Below are 18,460 nucleotides of genomic sequence, written 5' to 3'. Positions count from 1 at the left end.
GTTCGAATCCCTCCGTCTCCGCCATGCATGTCCAGCCATGGATATCGCACAGGCATTTTCGTCCGGTCGGTCGTCACTCTATCACAAGCACTCGCTGGGATTGGCGGTCAGGCACGCCTGCCATCGATAGCGATGCGCGAGATGCGTTACGCCCGACCCCGTTCGGCGTCGCGCTCCCCGCGGTCGATCGCCTCGGCGGCTAGGCCGCGGACGTCCACCCTCGCCTTCAGCCGCGCGGCCAGCAGCGCCGTGCCGCTGACTTTTCGCTGGACGAACAGCGTCTCGATGTCCGGGACATGCCAGGTCGCGCGATCCTCGATCAGCCCGCGTGCCTCCGCGCGGATCACGGGCACGAACGCGCGGTCGCCGAAGTCGAACGGGCCTGGCCGGTTCATCGCGGCATCGATGGCGGCGATCATGCGATCGACGGCCGGGCGGTGTCTCGCCGCCGCCTGCGCACCGACAAAGCCGGTCTCGATCGCGATGTCCCGTACATTGTCCAGATTGCGCGCCAGCCCGGCCTCGATCAGCCGACGATAGGCCTCAGCGGTCTCGGACGGCACCGTGCGCGCCGCTCCGAAGTCGAGCAGCACCAGACGGTTCGCCTCTGGCTGCCAGCGATAGTTGGCGAAGTTCGGATCGGTCTGCATGACGCCGAATGCGAACAGCTCGCGAAGCACGAGCGAGACGAGGGCGGTCATCGCACCGTCGCGCGTGGCCTGCTCGTCGTCGGCCAGCGCCTCGATCGGGCGCCCCTCGACGAACTCCATTGCAAGCACGCGGCGCGTGGTCAGCGCGTCTTCCAATGCTGGCACGACATAACGTCTGTCGCCAGCCAGCCTGTCGGCATAGCGGCGCATCTGCTCTCCCTCGCGCAAATAGTCGGCCTCGTCGGCGAGCTGGCGCTTGGCCTCTGCGAGCAGCGGCGCGAGGTTGAGCGATGGTGGTAGCAGGTTGGAGATGCGCAGCAGGGTCGCGACGTTGTCGACGTCCGCGTCGATGCTCTCGGCAACGCCGGGATACTGTACCTTCACCGCCAGGACGCGTCCGTCCGGCATCGTCGCGCGGTGCACCTGCCCGATCGATGCGGCGGCGATCGGGCTTGCTTCAAAGCGAGCGAAGCGACGCCGCCAGTCGCCCCCCCATTCGGCCTTCAGCACACCGTCGAGCTGCTGCGGCGGCATGCGATAGGCCTGGTTCCTGAGCCGCGCGAGGATCGTCGACAGTTCCGGGGGCAGCAGGTCGCCCGCGTCCATCGAGATCATCTGGCCGAGCTTCATCGCCGCGCCGCGAAGGTGCGACAGCCGGTCGGCGACGCGAGCGGCATTGGCCGGCGTCAGGACCAGTTCGCCAAGGCGCGGCCGCTCGCCCACGGCCAGCCGTCGTGCACCCTCCGCGATCATCCCGCCTGCAACCCCGCCAGCCAGCCGGCCGAAGGTGCCCAGCCGAGCGAGGCGTCCGGATGGTACTGCCCGGTCGCGCTCGCGCCGGCTGGAGGGATCGTCGTCGTTCACCAGGTCAGGACTGGCGGGCTCCGCAATCGTTCCCTGCGGCCAGTGCTGCGGTGCCCCGAACGCGCGGCTGTGATTGGCGATCACCAACGTCGAAAGCAACGCGGCGAGGCGTTCTGTCGATCAGCCGTCCCTGTCGGCGCCGACCGACGCGAAAAGGCCGTAGCGCAGCCGCCACTCCCGCACTTCATCCTGCAAGTGGACGGGTGCGGGCGTTCCGGCGATGACGTGCTGCGCAACGGCGTTGTCGGGGTGCACCAACATCTTCTCTGCTCCGCGGCTGACCCAGACGGGCACGAACCGATCGCACAGGCTGTCGAGCACGCGCGCCGCCATCCCGTCTGCAATCGCCGTACTGTCGGGCAGGATGCGGACGGTGATCGCGATACCCTCGAAGCAGTTCCTGGGCTCTCGAACGAAGCTGATCGAGACGAGGAGGCCGGATCGGTCGGGTCGCGCCTCTTCGGGCATCGCCGCGACCCGGCGCCAGGCGCAGAACCACGTCCTGCAGATGTGCGGACGGACGGCGTGGATGGTGCAGCCGCTCTGGCCGATATGACGACACGGCGTTTCGGCGGGCTTCTGGAAGTCGGGCGCGTCGACCCTCAGGGTCGTGCAGCACACGGTGCAGTCGCCGCAGCTGCGCTCTTCCAGTACCGGACCCAACAGGGTGGTTTCGACAGAGACGTCCGGTTGTTCCCGCATGCGATCGTTAAGCCATCTTCCTCGCCGGCTTCGACTATCTCACCGCGGATCCGGCCTGACAGTATCCGCCGCATTCTGGGGATCAAGTCCGGCGGGCGGCGGCGATGGCCGCCCGCCATGTGTCTGCCCCATTGGCAAGGTGCCGAACCGGCGCTTACCCGGTCGCGATCCAGACCTGCGAACGGGTGGTCCTGGTGTGCTGCCGTGGCTCGGCGCTGGCGACTTGTGCCGACGCATCGCCATCTGCCGCCAACGCGCCCGGTGCGTATTCCACGCCGGAAGGTTCGCCGGGAAATTCCTTGATTCCGCCACCATCGCGGTTCGCCCGCGCGAAGTTGGGGATGGCGAGCATCGGCGATCCGTCCGCCCATGTCCCGCGGATCACGGTCACACCGCCGAGCAGATCGGGCCGCCACTCCGGCGTCAGGGTCGCGTTCGACAGCGGCTGGTCGATGCGCGCCTGGTCCGCCCGTTCCACATTGTAGACGAGCGGGCCGAAGCGCAGCGCGACCTTGTTGCGCGTCGCGTCGACCCGCTTGTCGGCGGTGACGCGCTGTACCGCCATCGGCAGTTCCACCTCGATCCGGTCGCCGCGCCGCCACTCGCGGGTGATGACGGCGTAGCCGTTTTCGAGTTGGGGGGTCATTCGTTTGCCGTTGACTTTCAGGCTGAGGAGTCCGGCGACGGCGGGTTCGGCCGTGTAGAGCGCGCTCGTCCTGCGATCGGGAACGCGCACGCGGACCGCGAAGCGGCGGGTTTCGGCAGGGTTGACCGTGATCGCGACCGCGCCCTTCCACGGATAGTCGGTTTCCTGCACCATCTGGAGGCGGGTGCCCGCCACCTCGCCCACGTCGATGCGGCTGCCCACGAACAGGTTCACATAGACCCCGCCGGCATCCTTCACATAAGTCCACGTCGGCATCATCAGCAGGGTGCGCGGGATGTTGCCGACGCAGCACGGGCAGGTGTGCCACTTGGCCCGCTCGGTATTCTCCAGCGGGTTGGTGTAGCAGAAGCTCTTGCCCGCGAGGTCGGTCGCGCCGAGCAGCGCGTTGTACATCGTCTCCTCGTACAGGTCGGCGTATTTCGCGTCGTGGTACGACAGGTTCAGCTTGTACTGGAAGAAGATGAGCCCGCAGCTGGAGCAGGATTCGCAGTACGCGTCGTTGCGCAAGGCGTAGTTGCCGCCGAACCCCTCCGACGTGTCGCCGCTGCCGACGCCGCCGGTGACGTAGTATTTGCGGTTCACCATATTGTCCCACAGCGACATGGTGGCGCTCTGATAGTCGCGATCGCCGGTTTCGGCGGCGATGTCGGCCATACCCGAGTAGAAATAGACCGCGCGCACCGCGTGGCCCACCGCCTCATACTGCTGTTCGGGCGGCAGGTGGCTCTGGTCATATTCCGACCCGCCCTCGCGCGAATCGAGCAGGAAGCGCGCGAGCCGGATATAGGCGTCGCCGCGGCCGCCACCCTCGACATCGTTGACGAAGCGGCCGAAGCGGACGAGCGCCTGCTCCATCTCCTGATGCCCGTCGAACCACGGCTTCTTGCCCGGCCCGATGTTCGCCACCCAGCAGTCCGCCAGCTTCTTCGCCGCGTCGTAGAGGCGCAGGTCGCTGCCGCCGGTCAGCGTGTGGTGATTGATCGCCGATTCGATGAAATAGCCCGCGACATAGCCCTCATGGTCGCCGCGATGCTCGGGCGACCAGCGCTCCGGCCAGTCGCGTCGCTGGGCGAGAGTGTAGGCGGTGTGGAGATAGCCGTCCGGCTCCTGCGCGGCGAGGATGACGGGGATCCAGCGCGCCAGCGTCGCGCGCATGTGCGCCTGCGCCTGCGCGATGTCCGCGTCGCCCTGCGGATCGACCATCAGCGCGATGCACATCGACTCCATGGTCTGGTGGACCCAGGCGTTGGAGAAGACATAGCCCTTGTGGGGCGCATGGGCCTCCCCCCGCAACGCCTTGCCCGCCTCGACGAAGTTATCCAGCCCGCCCTGGCCGGTCTTCAGGTCGGTCCGCTCGCAATAGGCGATGCAGTGCGGGATCCAGTTGACGATCAGCGCCTTGGCCCGCTCGTTCCACAGCGGACTGTTGATCGCATAGGGGGTGGTGTAGACGACATCGAGCCGCTTGGCCGGCGGCGGGGCGACCACGCGCAGCGCCACGTCGGCGGTCGACGCCTTCGCACCGGCATTGGCGGACAGTCGCAGCACATAGTCGCCGGGGCGGTTCGCTGCCGCCTTGGTGGCGGGGGCGGCAGGATCGGCGAAGATCACCTCGCCGGGGCCGCTCACCTTGGTCCAGCGCACCCCGTCACCCGCGCCGCGCTGCAACCAGTCGGCCTTGCCCGCCAGATAGGTCTGCCCGCCCATGACCATCGACCGGTCGACGCCCGCCACGACGGCCGGCGCGAACACCGGCACGGGGCCGACGTTCCAGACCCGCCACTGGAGGATGCCAACCGACTTCTCGCCGTCGCCCTGCATCTCGAGCTTCAGCCGGGTCGTGGTGACGGGATCGAAGCCGATCCGGTTGAACCGGTCGGCGGCCAGCCCGCCCCCACGCGGATTGCGCACCGGCACGAAGTCGCTGCCGTTCCAGTAGAGCAGCCGCGCCGTCCGGGGCAGCGCGATACCCTGCCCATCCTGCCACCAATAGATGTCGACGCTGTCGGTCCTGACCGGTGCGCTCCATTCATAGCTGACCCACTGGCGGTCGGTGCGTGGCCAGGTGCCGAAGGCGCCCGATGCCGTGTCGGCGGAGTTGGCCGGCTCGGCCCCGCTGTTGAGTGCGCCCAGCCGGGTGTCGCCCGAGACATATCCGCCCGCCGGCACCGCCACCTTGGCCAGGTTGACCCGCGCCGGGGGTTCCGCCGCTCGGGCCAGGCCATTGTCCGCCAGGGTCACCGCCGTGGCGCCCGCGGCGGCCTTCAGCATCTGGCGGCGGTGAAGACCGCCCACGGGGAACGCCGCTTTGCCGGACATCACGCTTCTTCTCCTCGATCGACCTGCATCGGGCGGCATGCAATGCCGGACGCCCCTGCACTTTATCCAAAACCGTATACGAACTTAACTTGTCCGAGTATAGATGTGGAAAGACGGAGAGGTACCATGTTCGCTCGCCCCATCGCCCGCCGGACGTTGATGTCCGGATGCAGCATGCTCGTCGCGACGGCGATGATGCCGCGCCCGCTTGCTGCCGCGACGCTTGCCGAGGGTGGATCGCTGCCCCCGGCGCAGCCGCTGCCGCTCGGGAATGTTCGCCTCATGCCATCGGACTTCGCGACGGCGGTCGATGCCAACCACCGCTATCTGCTGGGCCTGAGCGCCGACCGGCTGCTGCATAATTTCCGCAAATATGCCGGGCTGGAACCCCGGGCGGAGATCTATGGCGGTTGGGAGAGCGACTCGCTCGCCGGCCATACCCTGGGCCACTATTTGACCGCGCTGACCCTGATGCACGCGCAGGTCGGCGATCCCGAGTGCCGGCGCCGCGCCGACTATATCGTGGCGGAACTCGCGGAGGCGCAGGCGAAGCGTGGCAGCGGCTATGTCGGTGCGCTCGGCCGCAAGCGTAAGGGCGAGAGCGCGATCGTCGACGGCGAGGAGATCTTCCCCGAGATCATGCGCGGCGAGATCCGCTCGGGCGGGTTCGACCTGAACGGCTCGTGGTCGCCGCTCTACACGGTGCACAAGCTGTTCGCCGGCCTGCTCGACGTCCATCAGGCATGGGGCAACCGCCAGGCGCTGACCGTCCTGATCGGCCTTGCGACCTATTTCGAGCGGGTCTTCGCCGCGCTCGACGATGCGCAGATGCAGGCGGTGCTGGGTTGCGAATATGGCGGCCTGAACGAGAGCTATGCGGAGCTGTACGCACGCACCAAGGACCCGCGCTGGCTGAAGGTCGCGGAGCGGATCTGGGATCGTCGCGTGCTCGATCCACTGGCGGCGCGGGAGGACAAGCTCGCCGGCTTCCACGCCAACACGCAGGTGCCCAAGCTGGTCGGGTCGGCGCGGCTGTGGGAGCTGACCGGGCAGGAGAAGTATCGCACCGCCGCCCGCTTCTTCTGGGACCGGGTGACGGGGCATCACAGCTATGTCATCGGCGGCAATGCCGACCGCGAGTATTTCTTCGGTCCCGACCGCATCGCCGGCGCGCTGAGCGAGGCGACGTGCGAGCATTGCAACACGTACAACATGCTCAAGCTGACCCGTCAGCTGTTCAGCTGGGCACCCGATGGCGCGCTGTTCGACTATTACGAGCGCGCGCACCTCAACCACACGCTGTCGCAGATCAATCCGCGCAATCGCGGCTTCACCTATTTCACGCCGATGCTGTCGGGCGCGGCACGCGAATATGCGCCGGCGGGTGAGGAGGGCTTCGTCTGCTGCGGCGGCAGCGGCATGGAGGCGCATGCCAAGCACGGCGATTCGATCTTCTGGGAAAGCGGATCGATGCTGATGGTGAACCTCTACATCCCCGCACAGGCGAAATGGGCGAAGGCGCGCGCGGTCGTGACGCTGGACACCGGCTATCCCTATGGCTCCGACGCGCAGCTTGCCTTCACGGCGCTCGGCCGGCCCGGCCGCTTCGCCGTGGCGCTGCGCATCCCCGGCTGGGCCGCCGGTCGCGAGACGGTGACGGTCAACGGCGAATCCGTAAACGTCACCCGGCGCGCGGGCTATGCGGTGGTGGAACGCCGCTGGAAGGAAGGCGACACGATCGCGATCAGCCTGCCGCTCGACCTGCGGATGGAGACGGCACAGGGCGGCGGCCCGGTCGCGATGCTGCGCGGGCCGCTGGTGCTGGCGGCCGACCTGGGCGCGGCCGATACGCCATGGACCGGGATCGAGCCCGCACTGGTCGGCGACACGCCGCTGGCCGGCTTCGTCCCCACGGCATCGCCCGGCAGTTACGACACGCGCGGTGTGATCCGCCCGGCCGATCTGGGCTTCGTACCCTTCTATCGCCAGTATGACCGCCGCAGCGCCGTCTATTTCCGCCGCTTCACCGACGCGGAGTGGCGCGTCGAGGAAGCCGCATACGCCGCCGAGCAGCAGCGGCAGAAGGACGTGGCGGCGCGCTCGATCGACATCATGCATTTCGGCGAGATGCAGCCGGAGCGCGATCATGGGCTGGAGAGCGAGCAGTCGTGGCCGGTCAGCTATCGCGGACGCAACGGCCGCGACGTGCGGTCGGGCGGCTATATGGCGTTCACGCTGAAGGCACGGTCGGGTCCGCTGATCCTCCAGGCGACCTATTGGGGGGAGGACCGCAACCGCGGCTTCGACATCCTGGTCAACGATGTGAAGGTCGCGAGCGAGCTGCTGAAGGGCGAGTCGCCGGGCAAGTTCGTCGATGTCGACTATCCGCTGCCCGTGGCGCTGACCCGCGGCAAGGCGGCGCTGCGCATCCGCGTCGTGCCCCATGACGGGCAGACCGCCGGGCCGATGTTCGGCGCGCGCCTGCTGGCGGCCAAGGCGGGAGAGACGCGGTGAGAGCGATCGCGACCGCAGCCGCCGCAGTGATGCTGCCTGCCGCCGCGGCGGCGCAGACGGGGACGCCGGTCACCGCACCGGGTAACCCGATCCTGGCCGATGGGCGCTATTACTCGACCGACCCGGCACCGATCGTGGACGGCGACACGCTGTGGATCCTGACGGGGCGCGACGAGGCGGCGGCCGGCGTCAACGACTTCGTGATGAACGAGTGGCAGCTGCTGTCGACGCGCGATCCCGCGTCCGGGCGCTGGACGCACTATCCGGCGATCGCCCGGCCGGCGGCCGTGTTCGCCTGGGCCGAGCCGGGCCGCGCCTATGCCGGACAGATCGTGAAGGGACGCGACGGCCGCTTCTACCTCTACGCGCCGGTCCTGCAGCGCGACAGCAAGGCCGAGGACCGCTTCGCCATCGGCGTCGCGGTCGCCGACCGCATGACCGGCCCATGGCGCGACGCGCATCCTGCCGGCCCGATCGTGTCGCAGGTCACGCCGGTCGCCAACACCATCCAGAACATCGATCCCACGGTGATGATCGACGATGACGGCCGGGTATACCTCTATTGGGGTACGTTCGGGCAGTTGCGCGGGATGGAGCTGGCCGCCGACATGGTTACGCCCAGGGGGCCGGAGGTGCCGGTGACGACGCTGACCGGCTTTTTCGAGGCGCCGTGGCTGATGAAGCGGCGCGGCACCTATTACATGCTGTACGCCGGCAACAATGCCGGCCCGGATTCCCGCTGCACGCCCGCCCTCTACCATGCCTGTATCGGCTATGGCACGGCGCCGTCGCCGCTGGGGCCATGGACCTATCGCGGCACGGTCCTGAAGCCGGTCAGCTCCACCACCAGCCATGCCGGCGCGATCGCGTTCAAGGGGCAATGGTATCTTACCTACCACACCGCCGACGCGGTGGGCGGCGGCCATTTCCGCCGCAGCGTCGCCATCGACCGGATGGAGTGGGACGACAGCGTCTCGCCGCCCGCGATCCGTCCCGTCACCCCCACGCGCCGGCCGGTTCCGCCCGCCGCCCCGACCCGCAACATCGCCGCCGGGGCCGAGGCGCACGCGTCGAACGAGCCGGTCCCGGTGCAATACTGGATCAAGGCGCTGAACGACGGCCTGGTCAGGGCGGCGCCGCTGCCGCCCGACCTGTGGGGCAGCTGGACGCCGAACAATCCGCCCGGCCAGTGGATCGAGTATCGCTGGGCGAACCCCGTGACGCTCGACGGCAGCCGCATCCGCTTCTGGGCGGATCACCCCGCCGGGGCGGACGAGGGCGTGGCCCCGCCGGCATCGTGGCGGCTGGACTATTGGGACGGCGGGTGGAAGCCGGTGCCGGATGCCACCGCCTACGGCACCGCTGCCGATGCGTGGCAATCCGTCCGCTTTCGTCCGATCACCACGCGCTGCCTGCGTGCCACGTTCGTGGCGTCGGGGCGGGCCGGCCGTCATGCCGGGCTGGCGGTACAGGAGTGGGAGGCGCTTGCGCCCCGACCGCAGCCGGCGCCGTCGTCACCTGCGGCGCCGGTCGCGGGCTGCGGCTGACGGTCGGTCAGCAGACCTCGGCGGTCGATGTCGGCAGCGGCCCCGGCGGAACGCGCGCCGGATGCTCGAAATATGCGTCGCCGGGCAGCCGGTGGCGCGTGCCATAGACCTCGCTCAGCACGTTGTAGAGCGCCACGTCATAGCTGGCCAGGTCCGCGTCCGACAGGATGCGGCGGCCGTCGACGACCGCCACCTTGTTCGAATTGAACCAGGTCTGCGTGCCTTCCGCCCAATATTCGTCGATCGTCACCGCCGCATATTCGCCCTTCCACATGCCCCGCTGCATCGCGGCGGCATAGGCGCGCTCGACCCGGGCGTAGAGCGCCGGATCGACCTGCCGCGCGGCTTCGAGGATCGCGTGCGAGAATTCGTGGACGAAGATATTCTCGCCGTAATAGCGGGTGCCGGGTACGCCGAGCAGGTTCTCGGTCGCCGCGCTGGTCAGCAGGCCGCCCATGCCCCGTGCCCGGCCGTTCCAATATTCGCGGTCGCTCAGCTTGCCGATCCGCTCCGCGTAATGCTTGCGCTCGCAGATGGTCAGCCGCGTGTCGTCGGCGGTCGGCTTCTTCCAGTCCCGCTGCTCGGGCAGGTCGACCGTCCCCTCGGCCGCGGCCATGATCGCGACGCGAAAGCCGGAGGCCACCATGGCGCGGCGCAGATCGGGGCGATCGGCCAGCATCGCGACCGCGATATCGCGCGCCACGAGCAGAGCCGCATCCGGCACTGCGGCCGACGATGCGATCGGAATGCCCTGCGCATCGATGTATCGCTGGTAGAAGGGATCGAGCTTCGCCGCCGTCGGCGGGCGGCCGATCACCTGCGCGGCATAGGCGGCGGCCGATCCGTCGTTCGCCGGTGGAGCCGCCGCGGCGGACGCGGCGGACAGCAATGCCACCGCGACGAGCGGAAAGAACGACCTGTATGCGGACACCATGAATTTTCCTTGGCAATGACGGTATACCGTATAATTACGCGTGGGAAACAGGCAAGGGGAGGTCATCGATGATCGCGCAGGGCATATACGCGTCGGCACGGCAGGCTCTGGCCATACTCGCAGTCATGATCCTGTCGGCTCCGTTTGCGGCCCACGTCGCGGCGGCGGAGACCTGGCTGTTCGACGACGGACCGGCCTATCCGGGTGTCACGATGCTGCAGGTCGCCGATGGCGCGACGCCGAGTGGCGCGCTCACGACGACATGGTACGGCACCATTCCGATGCTGAACCCGCGGCGGACCGGCGACACGCTGGTCTTCGACACCCGCAACCTGAACGATCCGGCGCGTCCGACGCGGCACTGGACCGCCCGCTTCGCCGACGGGGCGGTCACGCTGGAGGGCGGGATCTGGCATGCCGACCTGAAGCAGACGGGGCACCCCGGCACCGACGCGGAGGCGGCGCGCCGCGCCTTCCACCCCGCACCCGACCTGCCGCCGCTCGGCACGCTGCCGCCCGACAATCTGGCGCTGACGCCGCCGATGGGCTGGTCGAGCTGGAACAAGTTCGCCGAGCATATCGACGACGCCACGATCCGCGCCATGGCGGACGCGATGGTATCGAGCGGGCTGCGCGACGCCGGCTATCGCTACATCAACATCGACGATGGCTGGCAGGGCACGCGCGACCGCAACGGCGTGCTCCAGCCCAACGCCAAGTTCCCGGACATGAAGGCGCTGGCCGACTACGTCCATGGCAAGGGGCTGAAGCTCGGCCTCTATACCTCCCCCGGGCCCCGCACCTGCGCGGGGTATGAGGGCAGCTATGGCCATGTCGAGCAGGACGCGCGCAGCTTCGCCGGCTGGGGCATCGATTATGTCAAATACGACCTGTGCTCGGGCGAGTGGTTCTACGCCGATGCCGACAGCGTGCAGCGCACCTATTACCAGATGGGCGCCGCGCTGAAGGCGACCGGGCGGCCGATCATCTACTCGCTGTGCGAATATGGCCGCTTCGCCGTATCGCGCTGGGGCCAGCAGGTCGGCGGCCATCTGTGGCGCACGACCGGCGACATCACCGACGATTATGCCACCATGTCGGACATCGGTTTCACCCGTAACCCGAAGTTCGCTCCCGCCGGGCCCGGCGCGTGGAACGATCCGGACATGCTGGAGATCGGCAATGGCGGGATGAGCGACGACGAGTATCGCACCCACATGACCCTGTGGGCGATGCAGGCCGCGCCGCTCATCATGGGGCACGACCTGCGCCGGACGACCCCGGCGGCGCTGCGGCTGCTGACCAACCGCGACGTGCTGGCGATCGACCAGGACCCTGCCGGCGTGCACGGGCAGATGGTGCGCAAGGTGGGCGATGTCGAGATATGGCGCAAGGACCTGCGCGACGGCTCGGTCGCAATGGCGCTGTTCAACCGGGGCGAGCGTGCGGCCACCGCCAGCGCGCTGCCGGCGGATACCGGACGACCGACCATCGGGGCGATGCGCGACCTGTGGGCGCACAGGGCCGTGCCGGCCGCCACGCGCTTCCGGATACCTCGGCACGGCGCGATCCTGCTGCGGATCGACGGTCCCGCGCCCCCGAACTGACGCTGCGCGCGTTACATCGGGGCTACGCGGCTGAGCGCGGAAACCCCGTTCTCGTCAAAGGCCTCGACCGCGACGTAATAGTGCTGCCCCACCGTCAGCGCACGCAAGGACAGCGTTGCGGCCTCGCCCGCGGCGACGCGGTCGGCGAACACCTGATAAGTCAGCGCGAGGCGGTCGGGGCGGATACCCCAGCGCACGTTATAGCCCACGGCTCCGGGTACCCGCTGCCAGCGGATGGTGGCGTTGCGAGAGTCGCTGTCCCGCGTCGCTGCGATCATCGCGGGCGTGGGCGGCGCCGTGCCGCCCGCGCTGCCGAAGACGCGCAGGTCGCCGATGGCGAGATTCGCGCCGCCGATATGGCCGTGCACGTAGCGGACGTATCGCGCCCGCACCGGTGACGGCAGTTCGAAATAGGCGTTGGGGCGATCGCGGCGCGGTGCGTCCGTTCGCGCCAGCGGGTTCCAAGTGCGACCGTCCAGCGACCGCTCCAGACGGAAGGCGGTGTAGATGTCGGGCGCATCGCCGAACCGGCCGGCGCGGTAATCGGCGAAGTTTACCTGGACCGCGCGCACCGTCTTCGCTGCGCCCAGATCCACGGTCAGCGTGGTGCCCGGCGCCTTGGTCGGCGACAGCCAGAAGCTGCGGGGATCCTCGTCGGTGGCGTCGGTGGCGGGGTGGTCGGAGACGCTGGCGCTGGCGGTCGCCGCCTTGCGGTAGCTGAGCAGCATCCACCCGGTGAACAGCGCGTCCGGGTCGGTGATCCGCGCCGTCGGCATGCGCTGCGGGAAGTCGCCGAAGCGTGTGGACACGCGCATCTGCCCGTCCGCGTCGAAGACGGTCGGCCACATGGCGATCCGTCGCTCGAACGCCCAGTTATAGCCGACCCACGGCGTTCCGGTGTTCCACCAGTTGCCGTGCAGATCCCGGAAGGTGTTGCCATGCCCGGCGCCCTGCACGAACCCGCCGGGCTTGTACCCGACCGGATTATACGCCGCATAGGTGAACGGCCCCATGGGAGAGGAGCCGACATAGGTCCCGGTGGCATAGGCGTTATACTCGGTGCCGGGCGCGCCGTACTGGAGATAGTAGCGCGTGCCCACCCTGGTCATCCAGGCGCCCTCCATGAAGGGCTTGATCGGCGTTCCATCGGGCAGGGTGCCGCTGTGGTCCTGGCCGAAGCGTTCCCAGCCGTGACGGTCGGGATCGAGCAGGATGAACGCGCGGCGTGGCTCGCCATAGGTCATCCTGCCATCCGCAAAGGCCACGGGGGCGCCATAGATCGGGAAGACGTTGGAGGAGTTCCAATAGAGGTACCAGCGCCGGTCCGCGTCCTGAAACAGGTCCGGATCCCAGGGGCCGGGCGGTACCTGGCCGGGTCGGACCGTGTCCTCCTGACCCGATCGCACCGCGCCGGGCAGGGCCGGCATGCGGCGGACGAAATAGTCGATCCCGCCGCTCGCCGGATCGCTGGTGGAATAGATCGTCCCCTGCGTCGTCATCGACGGCATGATGAGCAGCCGCGTGCCGTCCGACGTGACGGCAGGGGCGACGATCCCTTCCGCCGGCCAGCGGCTGGGCTTGACGAACCGCCAGGTGACGAGGTCGGTGGAGCGCCAATAGCCGTCCGCCAGCGTGAGGAACAGGTAATAGGCGCCCTTGAACGGCACGATCACCGGATCGGCACCGGTGCGGTACGATATGCCCTCGTTCACCTGTTCGAAGTTGTAGCGGTAATCGAGGTCGATCGGGTTGGCATAGGTGTGCGCGGCTGCGACGGCGAGGAGCAGCGGCGTCATGGCATCACGCTCTAGGACGCCCGGCCGGCGGATGCGGCACAGCAGCGCGCGATGAACTGTTCGTGCGCCGGCATCAGCGACACATTGGACGCGACGACCTTTTCCACATGATCGACCAGCGCGTGGAGATCGGCCGGCGCGACCCAGTCGACGGCGGGGTGATGGCTTTGGGGATAGAGACCCTGACCCAGCATCACCTGCACCCAGCTGGTCAGCCCGAACATCTCGGTGCCCGAACGGAAGAACTGGCCGTTGGCGACGAAGAGGTCGATCACATGCCGCAACGTGTCGGGCACGGCCATGGTCCGGACGTAGGTCCAGAAGTCGGAATCGGTCCGCTGGGTGACGTGATAGTGCAGGATCAGGAAATCGCGGATCCGCTCATATTCGAACGCCGACTGCGCGTTGTAGCTGGTCTGCAGGGCGGGGTCGCAGTCGCTGTCGGGGAACAGCTGCATCAGGCGGTTGATCCCCGCCTGGATCAGATAGATCGCGGTCGATTCCAGCGGCTCGAGAAAGCCGCCTGCCAGGCCCACCGCGACGACGTTGCGATCCCACAGGCGCCGTCGCATGCCGCTGGTGAAGCGCAGCGGTTTGGGGTCGGCCAGCGGCTTGCCGTCCAGGTTGCGCATCAGCAGGTCGGCGGCGCGTTCGTCGCTGGTGAAGCGGCTGCTATAGACATAGCCGTTGCCGGTGCGGTGTTGCAGCGGAATGCGCCACTGCCACCCCGCCTCCCGCGCGGTCGAGCGGGTATAGGGCGTCGGCGGCCCGACCTTCTCGCACGGCACCGCCAGCGCCCGGTCGCAGGGCAGCCACTGCGACCAGTCGTCGAAGCCGACATCCAGCGCGTCGCCGATCAGCAGCGCGCGAAAGCCGGTGCAGTCCAGGAACAGGTCTGCGCCGATCCGCTCGCCGGTTTCCAGCTGCACGGTCTCGACGAAGCCGCGTGTTCCGCCGCGATGCACCGCGACGACCTTTCCCTCGACCCGCCGCACGCCCTGCGCCTCGGCGCGGCGGCGGAGGAAGCGGGCGTAGAGCACGGCGTCGAAATGATAGGCATAGGCGATCTCGGCGAGCGGCGAGTTCGGCGGCGCGTCGCTCGCCGAGGCCATGAACTTGCCGAGTGGTGCCGCGACGGTGTTGAGCGAGTAGCGGCCGATGTCGCCGCCGCGACCCTCTGCCCGCGCCTTCAGCCAATATTGGTGGAACGGCAGCATGCCGACGTCGCGGCCGATCGTGCCGAACCCGTGGATATAGCTGTCGCCGATCTGGCCCCAGTCGTTGAACTGGATACCCAGCTTGAAGCTGCCCTGCGTCTGACGGACGAACTCCGCTTCGTCGATCTCCAGCAGCCGGTTGAACGCGGACAGGTGCGGGACGGTGGCCTCGCCAACGCCGATCAGGCCGATCTCTTCCGATTCGACCAGCACGACGTCGACCGTGCGCCCGAACATCTTGGAGATGGCGGCCGCGCTCATCCAGCCGGCGGCGCCGCCGCCGATGATGGCGACCGACCGGATCGGACGTGCGGTTCGCTGCTCTGTCATCGCCCACCGGATAGCATAGCAGAACGCGGCGAACATCCGCCCCCCATGGCCGGCGCACCGGCATGGGGAGCGGCATCGCGGCCGGCCGTCAGAATTTCAGCCCGGCCGACAGCTTCACCGTGAAGGGCACGCCGATGATCGGCCCCTGCCTGTTGTACACCGGCGTTGCCCTCAGCGTCTCGTTCGTCGCCTGTTGCGCGTCGGTCGCGGTGCTCGCCGGATAGGAGACGGCGGCCGGATCGTAGTTGTGGAAGTTGAACAGGTTGAGCACGTCGACGCGGACATAGCCGGACAGGTCGTTCCAGAAGTCGATGTTCTTGGTCAGCTGTACGTCGATTTCCTTGTAGCCCAGGAATTCCTTGGGCGGACGGCTGACGAACAGGGTGGCGCCGCCCTGCGCGTTGCAGACAGTGGGACAGCCCACGATGTTGGTCGTGCTGTTCGGGGTTGCCAGCTCGACCTTGGTCGCCGCCTGGATGCCCCAGAACAGGTCGCGGCTGTAGGTCGCGACGATGCGATGGCGCGGCGCCGCCGTACCGCGCACGAACGGATAATCCGAAGCATAGGGCAGATCGAAGAGATACTGGTTGCTGTTGATCGCGTAGGGATTGGCGCCACCGGCCAGGTTGTTCTGCTCCGAGAAGGACAGCGTGTACGAGAAGGTCGCGCTCCAGCCCGAGTCCTTCGTATAGGGCTTCTGCGCGCCGAGGCCGAGCTGGAGCAGCCGATCCTTCGCGCCGTTCTCGAAGATAATCAGGCCGCCGACACCCGGCACACCCTGTCCGCCCCAGGGCGAGCCGTTCTGGAAATAGGCGCCGTTGGCATAGCGGTTGCCGAGCCGGCCGACGATCCCGTCGAAGCTGGCGACATAGGACACGGTCGCCTGCGTGTTCCACTCGCCGATGGTGTTGCGCATGCCGAGGCTGAACTGGTCGGAATGCGGCGTCCGGATCTTGTTGGGCAGGACGTCGACTTCGCTGGCGCTCGAGCTGACCTGCAGCCGCGCCAGCCCCTCCGGCGTCAGATACGACGGATCGAAGGCGTAGCAGTGGTTGGCGGGGTTGATGTCCGCTGCCGTGGCGCAGGGGCCGAACGCGTTGCGCGTGATGGCGGAAGGGAAATAGATCTCCGGATTGTTGTTGAGCGCCAGCTTCGTGCTTTCGAGCGCCAGCGTCGAGAACTGGTTGCGGTTGTACGCGCGGGCGTAGCCACCGAAGATCACGTGCCGACCATCGCCGCCGAAATCGTAGGAGAAACCGATACGCGGCGAGAAATTATTTGGCGCCTTCCGGTTGTTGCCGGTGCTGATATAGTCGTTGATGTCGTAGCCGCGGGTCGTGCCGTTCCCCTGTGCCAGCACCGAGGCGTAGCTCTGGCTCGTACCGGGGAAGGGGCCGTTGATCGCGGCGACGACGTTGGCCGGCGTGACATAGTCCAGATAGGCCGGCACCACCTCGTGATCCCAGCGCACGCCGAGGTTGAGCGTCAGATGCTCGTCGACGGTCCAGTCGTCCTGGACATAGGCGGCATATTGCTTGGCGTTCGTGGTGACGTTCCCGCCCCCTGTGAAGCCCGAGTTCACCACGGGAAACTGCAGGAGGTACGGCGTCGCTGCCACGCCGCTGGGCGTGACTCCGTAATAATAGGTCGCGTTGGCAAGATCGGCGCTGGCGTTCTGCGACGTCAGCTTGATCGCGGCAAGGCTGGCCCCGACGCGCAGCGTATGGCTGCCCATGAGCTGGATGTTCGGCAGCGTCAGGTCGTCCTTGAACGTGAAACCCCGCTGCCGATTGATCGCGCCGACGCCCGATCCGGGGCCGCCGACGGTGATGAGTGCGGTCGTCGGCGCGGAGGGCGAATTGTTCGGAAAGTAGACATACTGGAACTGCGGCGACGCGGTCGTCGCCGTCGTCGACGCGCGCGTGTTCTGGTAGCTCAGCCGCGCCTCGTTGACCCAGCGATCCTCGCTGTGCTGCCAGCGGATGTCGCCGCGCTTGTCGTTGTTGATGAACGGCGCCGCGGTCGAGGCTGCGGCCTGGCCGTTGCCGCCCGAGATCTGGTCCTGGATACGGAAGCGGCCGGTAAACTCGATCCGGTCCTTGTCGGTCGGCTCGACGTCGATCTTGCCGAAATACAAATTCTCTTTGAACGGGTTGGTCACCGGTCCGTATTGGCTGCCGACATCGGTGGGCAGCAGCGCCACCGCCTGCGCCTGGGTGACGCCCGAACCCGGGTAGACGCTGCTCTGGATCGAGAGGCTCTTATGCTCCCAGGTAAAGAAGAAGTGGGCGACGTCCTTGATGATCGGACCGCCCAGCGCCGCGCCATATTCCCAGCTCGGCAAGCGAGCCTTGGCGATATCGGCTGCCGTTTCCGCCGGGGTCTTGAGGCGCAGGTCCTGGTTGGTGAACTGGCCGAATGCCTCGCCGTGGAACTGGTTGGTGCCCGACTTGGTCTGCGCGATGATGATCGCGCTCGCCGCGTCGCCATACTCGGCGCTGTAGTTCGACGTCGCGACCTTGTACTCGGCGATGGCGAGCTGCGGGAAGGGGTTGCCCGGGTCGCCGTTCCCCTGCGCGCCGGCACTGCCGGTGATGCCCGATCCGCCGCCGACATAATCCTTCTGGCTGACGCCATCGATATAGACGTTGACCGCCGAGGCGAGCTGCGCGCCGCCGCGCAGCGAGGTGTTGCCGGTGGCATCGACGTTGAACTGGACGCCCGGAACCGTGTCGGCGAATTCCAGGAAGTTGCGCGTGGTCTGCGGGATCACCGCGATGTCGTGGAGCGACACGAACTGGTTGACGGTCGAGGACCGCACATCGACCGTCGGCCGTGCGCCGGTGACCACGATCTCCCCCGCATCGGCGCCCGCTTCCGCCGTCGGTTCATCCAGGTTCAGCGTCCCCGTCGACGCCACGGCGATGACGGTGTCGGCCGATCGGTCGCCGGCAGTCACATGATAGCTGCCCGGTTGCAGGCCGGCGATGACATAGGTGCCGTCGGTGCCGGCCGTCGTCCGGCGAACCGCGCCGGTGTTCACTTCGGTGGCGACCACCTCTACCCCGGCCGGCGCCCGCCCGCGCAGGGTCGATCCGGCGGTCTGGGCCACGGCGATCGTCGGGGCCATGCCGACCATGCCTGCCGCGGCAATCGCTGCGAGGCTGGTCCCCGCCTGCGCAAAAGCGGCGAACTTGCCGACGAAAACCTTCTTCATGCCAACCCCCTCCATGCCCTCAGCGGTTGCGGCTCATGCAACGCGCGTTGCCCGGATTATTGACGATGTATCCGGTTACATGGATGATTAGGCGGG

General features: G+C 67.9%; 10 protein-coding genes. 3 read left to right on the top strand and 7 right to left on the bottom strand.

The window, feature by feature from the left end; translation table 11 throughout:
- Positions 1 to 146 precede the first annotated feature (146 nt).
- The 3 genes from Q5H91_RS11060 to Q5H91_RS11050 all read right to left on the bottom strand — a co-directional run bounded on the left by Q5H91_RS11060 (position 147) and on the right by Q5H91_RS11050 (position 5,202).
- Positions 147 to 1,514: an ABC1 kinase family protein gene (locus Q5H91_RS11060; RefSeq protein WP_370655259.1), complete on the bottom strand. Its 1,368-nt coding sequence runs from the start codon at positions 1,512 to 1,514 to the stop codon at positions 147 to 149.
- Between the two features lie 120 nt (positions 1,515 to 1,634).
- Positions 1,635 to 2,216, bottom strand: coding sequence for a YkgJ family cysteine cluster protein (locus Q5H91_RS11055; RefSeq protein ID WP_305173464.1), 582 nt, complete (start codon positions 2,214 to 2,216; stop codon positions 1,635 to 1,637).
- Between the two features lie 154 nt (positions 2,217 to 2,370).
- Positions 2,371 to 5,202, bottom strand: a complete 2,832-nt coding sequence (locus Q5H91_RS11050) for a glycoside hydrolase family 127 protein (protein ID WP_305173574.1) — start codon at positions 5,200 to 5,202, stop codon at positions 2,371 to 2,373.
- 126 nt (positions 5,203 to 5,328) lie between these two features.
- On the opposite strand from Q5H91_RS11050, the gene Q5H91_RS11045 reads away from it, so the two are divergent.
- Complete coding sequence (locus Q5H91_RS11045; RefSeq protein WP_305173463.1) at positions 5,329 to 7,716, top strand: glycoside hydrolase family 127 protein; 2,388 nt, start codon at positions 5,329 to 5,331, stop codon at positions 7,714 to 7,716.
- Positions 7,713 to 9,263, top strand: coding sequence for a family 43 glycosylhydrolase (locus Q5H91_RS11040; protein WP_305173462.1), 1,551 nt, complete (start codon positions 7,713 to 7,715; stop codon positions 9,261 to 9,263). Before Q5H91_RS11045 ends, Q5H91_RS11040 begins: the two co-directional genes overlap by 4 nt.
- Positions 9,264 to 9,270: 7 nt before the next feature.
- Here the strand turns inward: Q5H91_RS11040 and Q5H91_RS11035 are convergent, their stop codons facing one another.
- A complete protein-coding gene (locus Q5H91_RS11035) occupies positions 9,271 to 10,194 on the bottom strand; it encodes a glycoside hydrolase (protein WP_305173461.1) in 924 nt (307 codons plus the stop codon).
- 128 nt (positions 10,195 to 10,322) lie between these two features.
- On the opposite strand from Q5H91_RS11035, the gene Q5H91_RS11030 reads away from it, so the two are divergent.
- Positions 10,323 to 11,804 carry a glycoside hydrolase family 27 protein gene (locus tag Q5H91_RS11030; protein ID WP_305173460.1) on the top strand — a complete coding sequence of 494 codons (1,482 nt, stop codon included), beginning with the start codon at positions 10,323 to 10,325 and terminating at the stop codon, positions 11,802 to 11,804.
- A gap of 11 nt (positions 11,805 to 11,815) precedes the next feature.
- On the opposite strand, the gene Q5H91_RS11025 is transcribed toward Q5H91_RS11030, so the two are convergent.
- From Q5H91_RS11025 to Q5H91_RS11015, 3 genes are all read right to left on the bottom strand, one after another.
- On the bottom strand, positions 11,816 to 13,600 hold the full coding sequence (locus tag Q5H91_RS11025) for a discoidin domain-containing protein (RefSeq protein WP_305173459.1): 1,785 nt from the start codon (positions 13,598 to 13,600) through the stop codon (positions 11,816 to 11,818).
- Positions 13,601 to 13,611: 11 nt separating this feature from the next.
- Positions 13,612 to 15,147, bottom strand: a complete 1,536-nt coding sequence (locus tag Q5H91_RS11020) for a tryptophan halogenase family protein (protein WP_305173458.1) — start codon at positions 15,145 to 15,147, stop codon at positions 13,612 to 13,614.
- A gap of 88 nt (positions 15,148 to 15,235) precedes the next feature.
- Positions 15,236 to 18,364, bottom strand: a complete 3,129-nt coding sequence (locus tag Q5H91_RS11015; RefSeq protein ID WP_305173457.1) for a TonB-dependent receptor — start codon at positions 18,362 to 18,364, stop codon at positions 15,236 to 15,238.
- Positions 18,365 to 18,460: the final 96 nt, after the last annotated feature.

Origin of the sequence: Sphingomonas aurea (assembly GCF_030678875.1) — a bacterium.
Lineage (GTDB): Bacteria > Pseudomonadota > Alphaproteobacteria > Sphingomonadales > Sphingomonadaceae > Sphingomonas > Sphingomonas aurea.
Note: the sequence above shows the minus strand (reverse complement) of the source record. Positions and strands in the feature narration are given on the sequence as shown.

What these genes read in the sequence shown, in the direction of transcription:
- Q5H91_RS11055 (WP_305173464.1), bottom strand. Translation starts at nt 2,216, where the DNA reads ATGCGGGAACAACCGGACGTCTCTGTCGAAACCACCCTGTTGGGTCCG.
- Q5H91_RS11050 (WP_305173574.1), bottom strand. Translation starts at nt 5,202, where the DNA reads ATGTCCGGCAAAGCGGCGTTCCCCGTGGGCGGTCTTCACCGCCGCCAG.
- Q5H91_RS11045 (WP_305173463.1), top strand. Translation starts at nt 5,329, where the DNA reads ATGTTCGCTCGCCCCATCGCCCGCCGGACGTTGATGTCCGGATGCAGC.
- Q5H91_RS11030 (WP_305173460.1), top strand. Translation starts at nt 10,323, where the DNA reads ATGATCCTGTCGGCTCCGTTTGCGGCCCACGTCGCGGCGGCGGAGACC.
- Q5H91_RS11025 (WP_305173459.1), bottom strand. Translation starts at nt 13,600, where the DNA reads ATGACGCCGCTGCTCCTCGCCGTCGCAGCCGCGCACACCTATGCCAAC.
- Q5H91_RS11020 (WP_305173458.1), bottom strand. Translation starts at nt 15,147, where the DNA reads ATGACAGAGCAGCGAACCGCACGTCCGATCCGGTCGGTCGCCATCATC.
- Q5H91_RS11015 (WP_305173457.1), bottom strand. Translation starts at nt 18,364, where the DNA reads ATGAAGAAGGTTTTCGTCGGCAAGTTCGCCGCTTTTGCGCAGGCGGGG.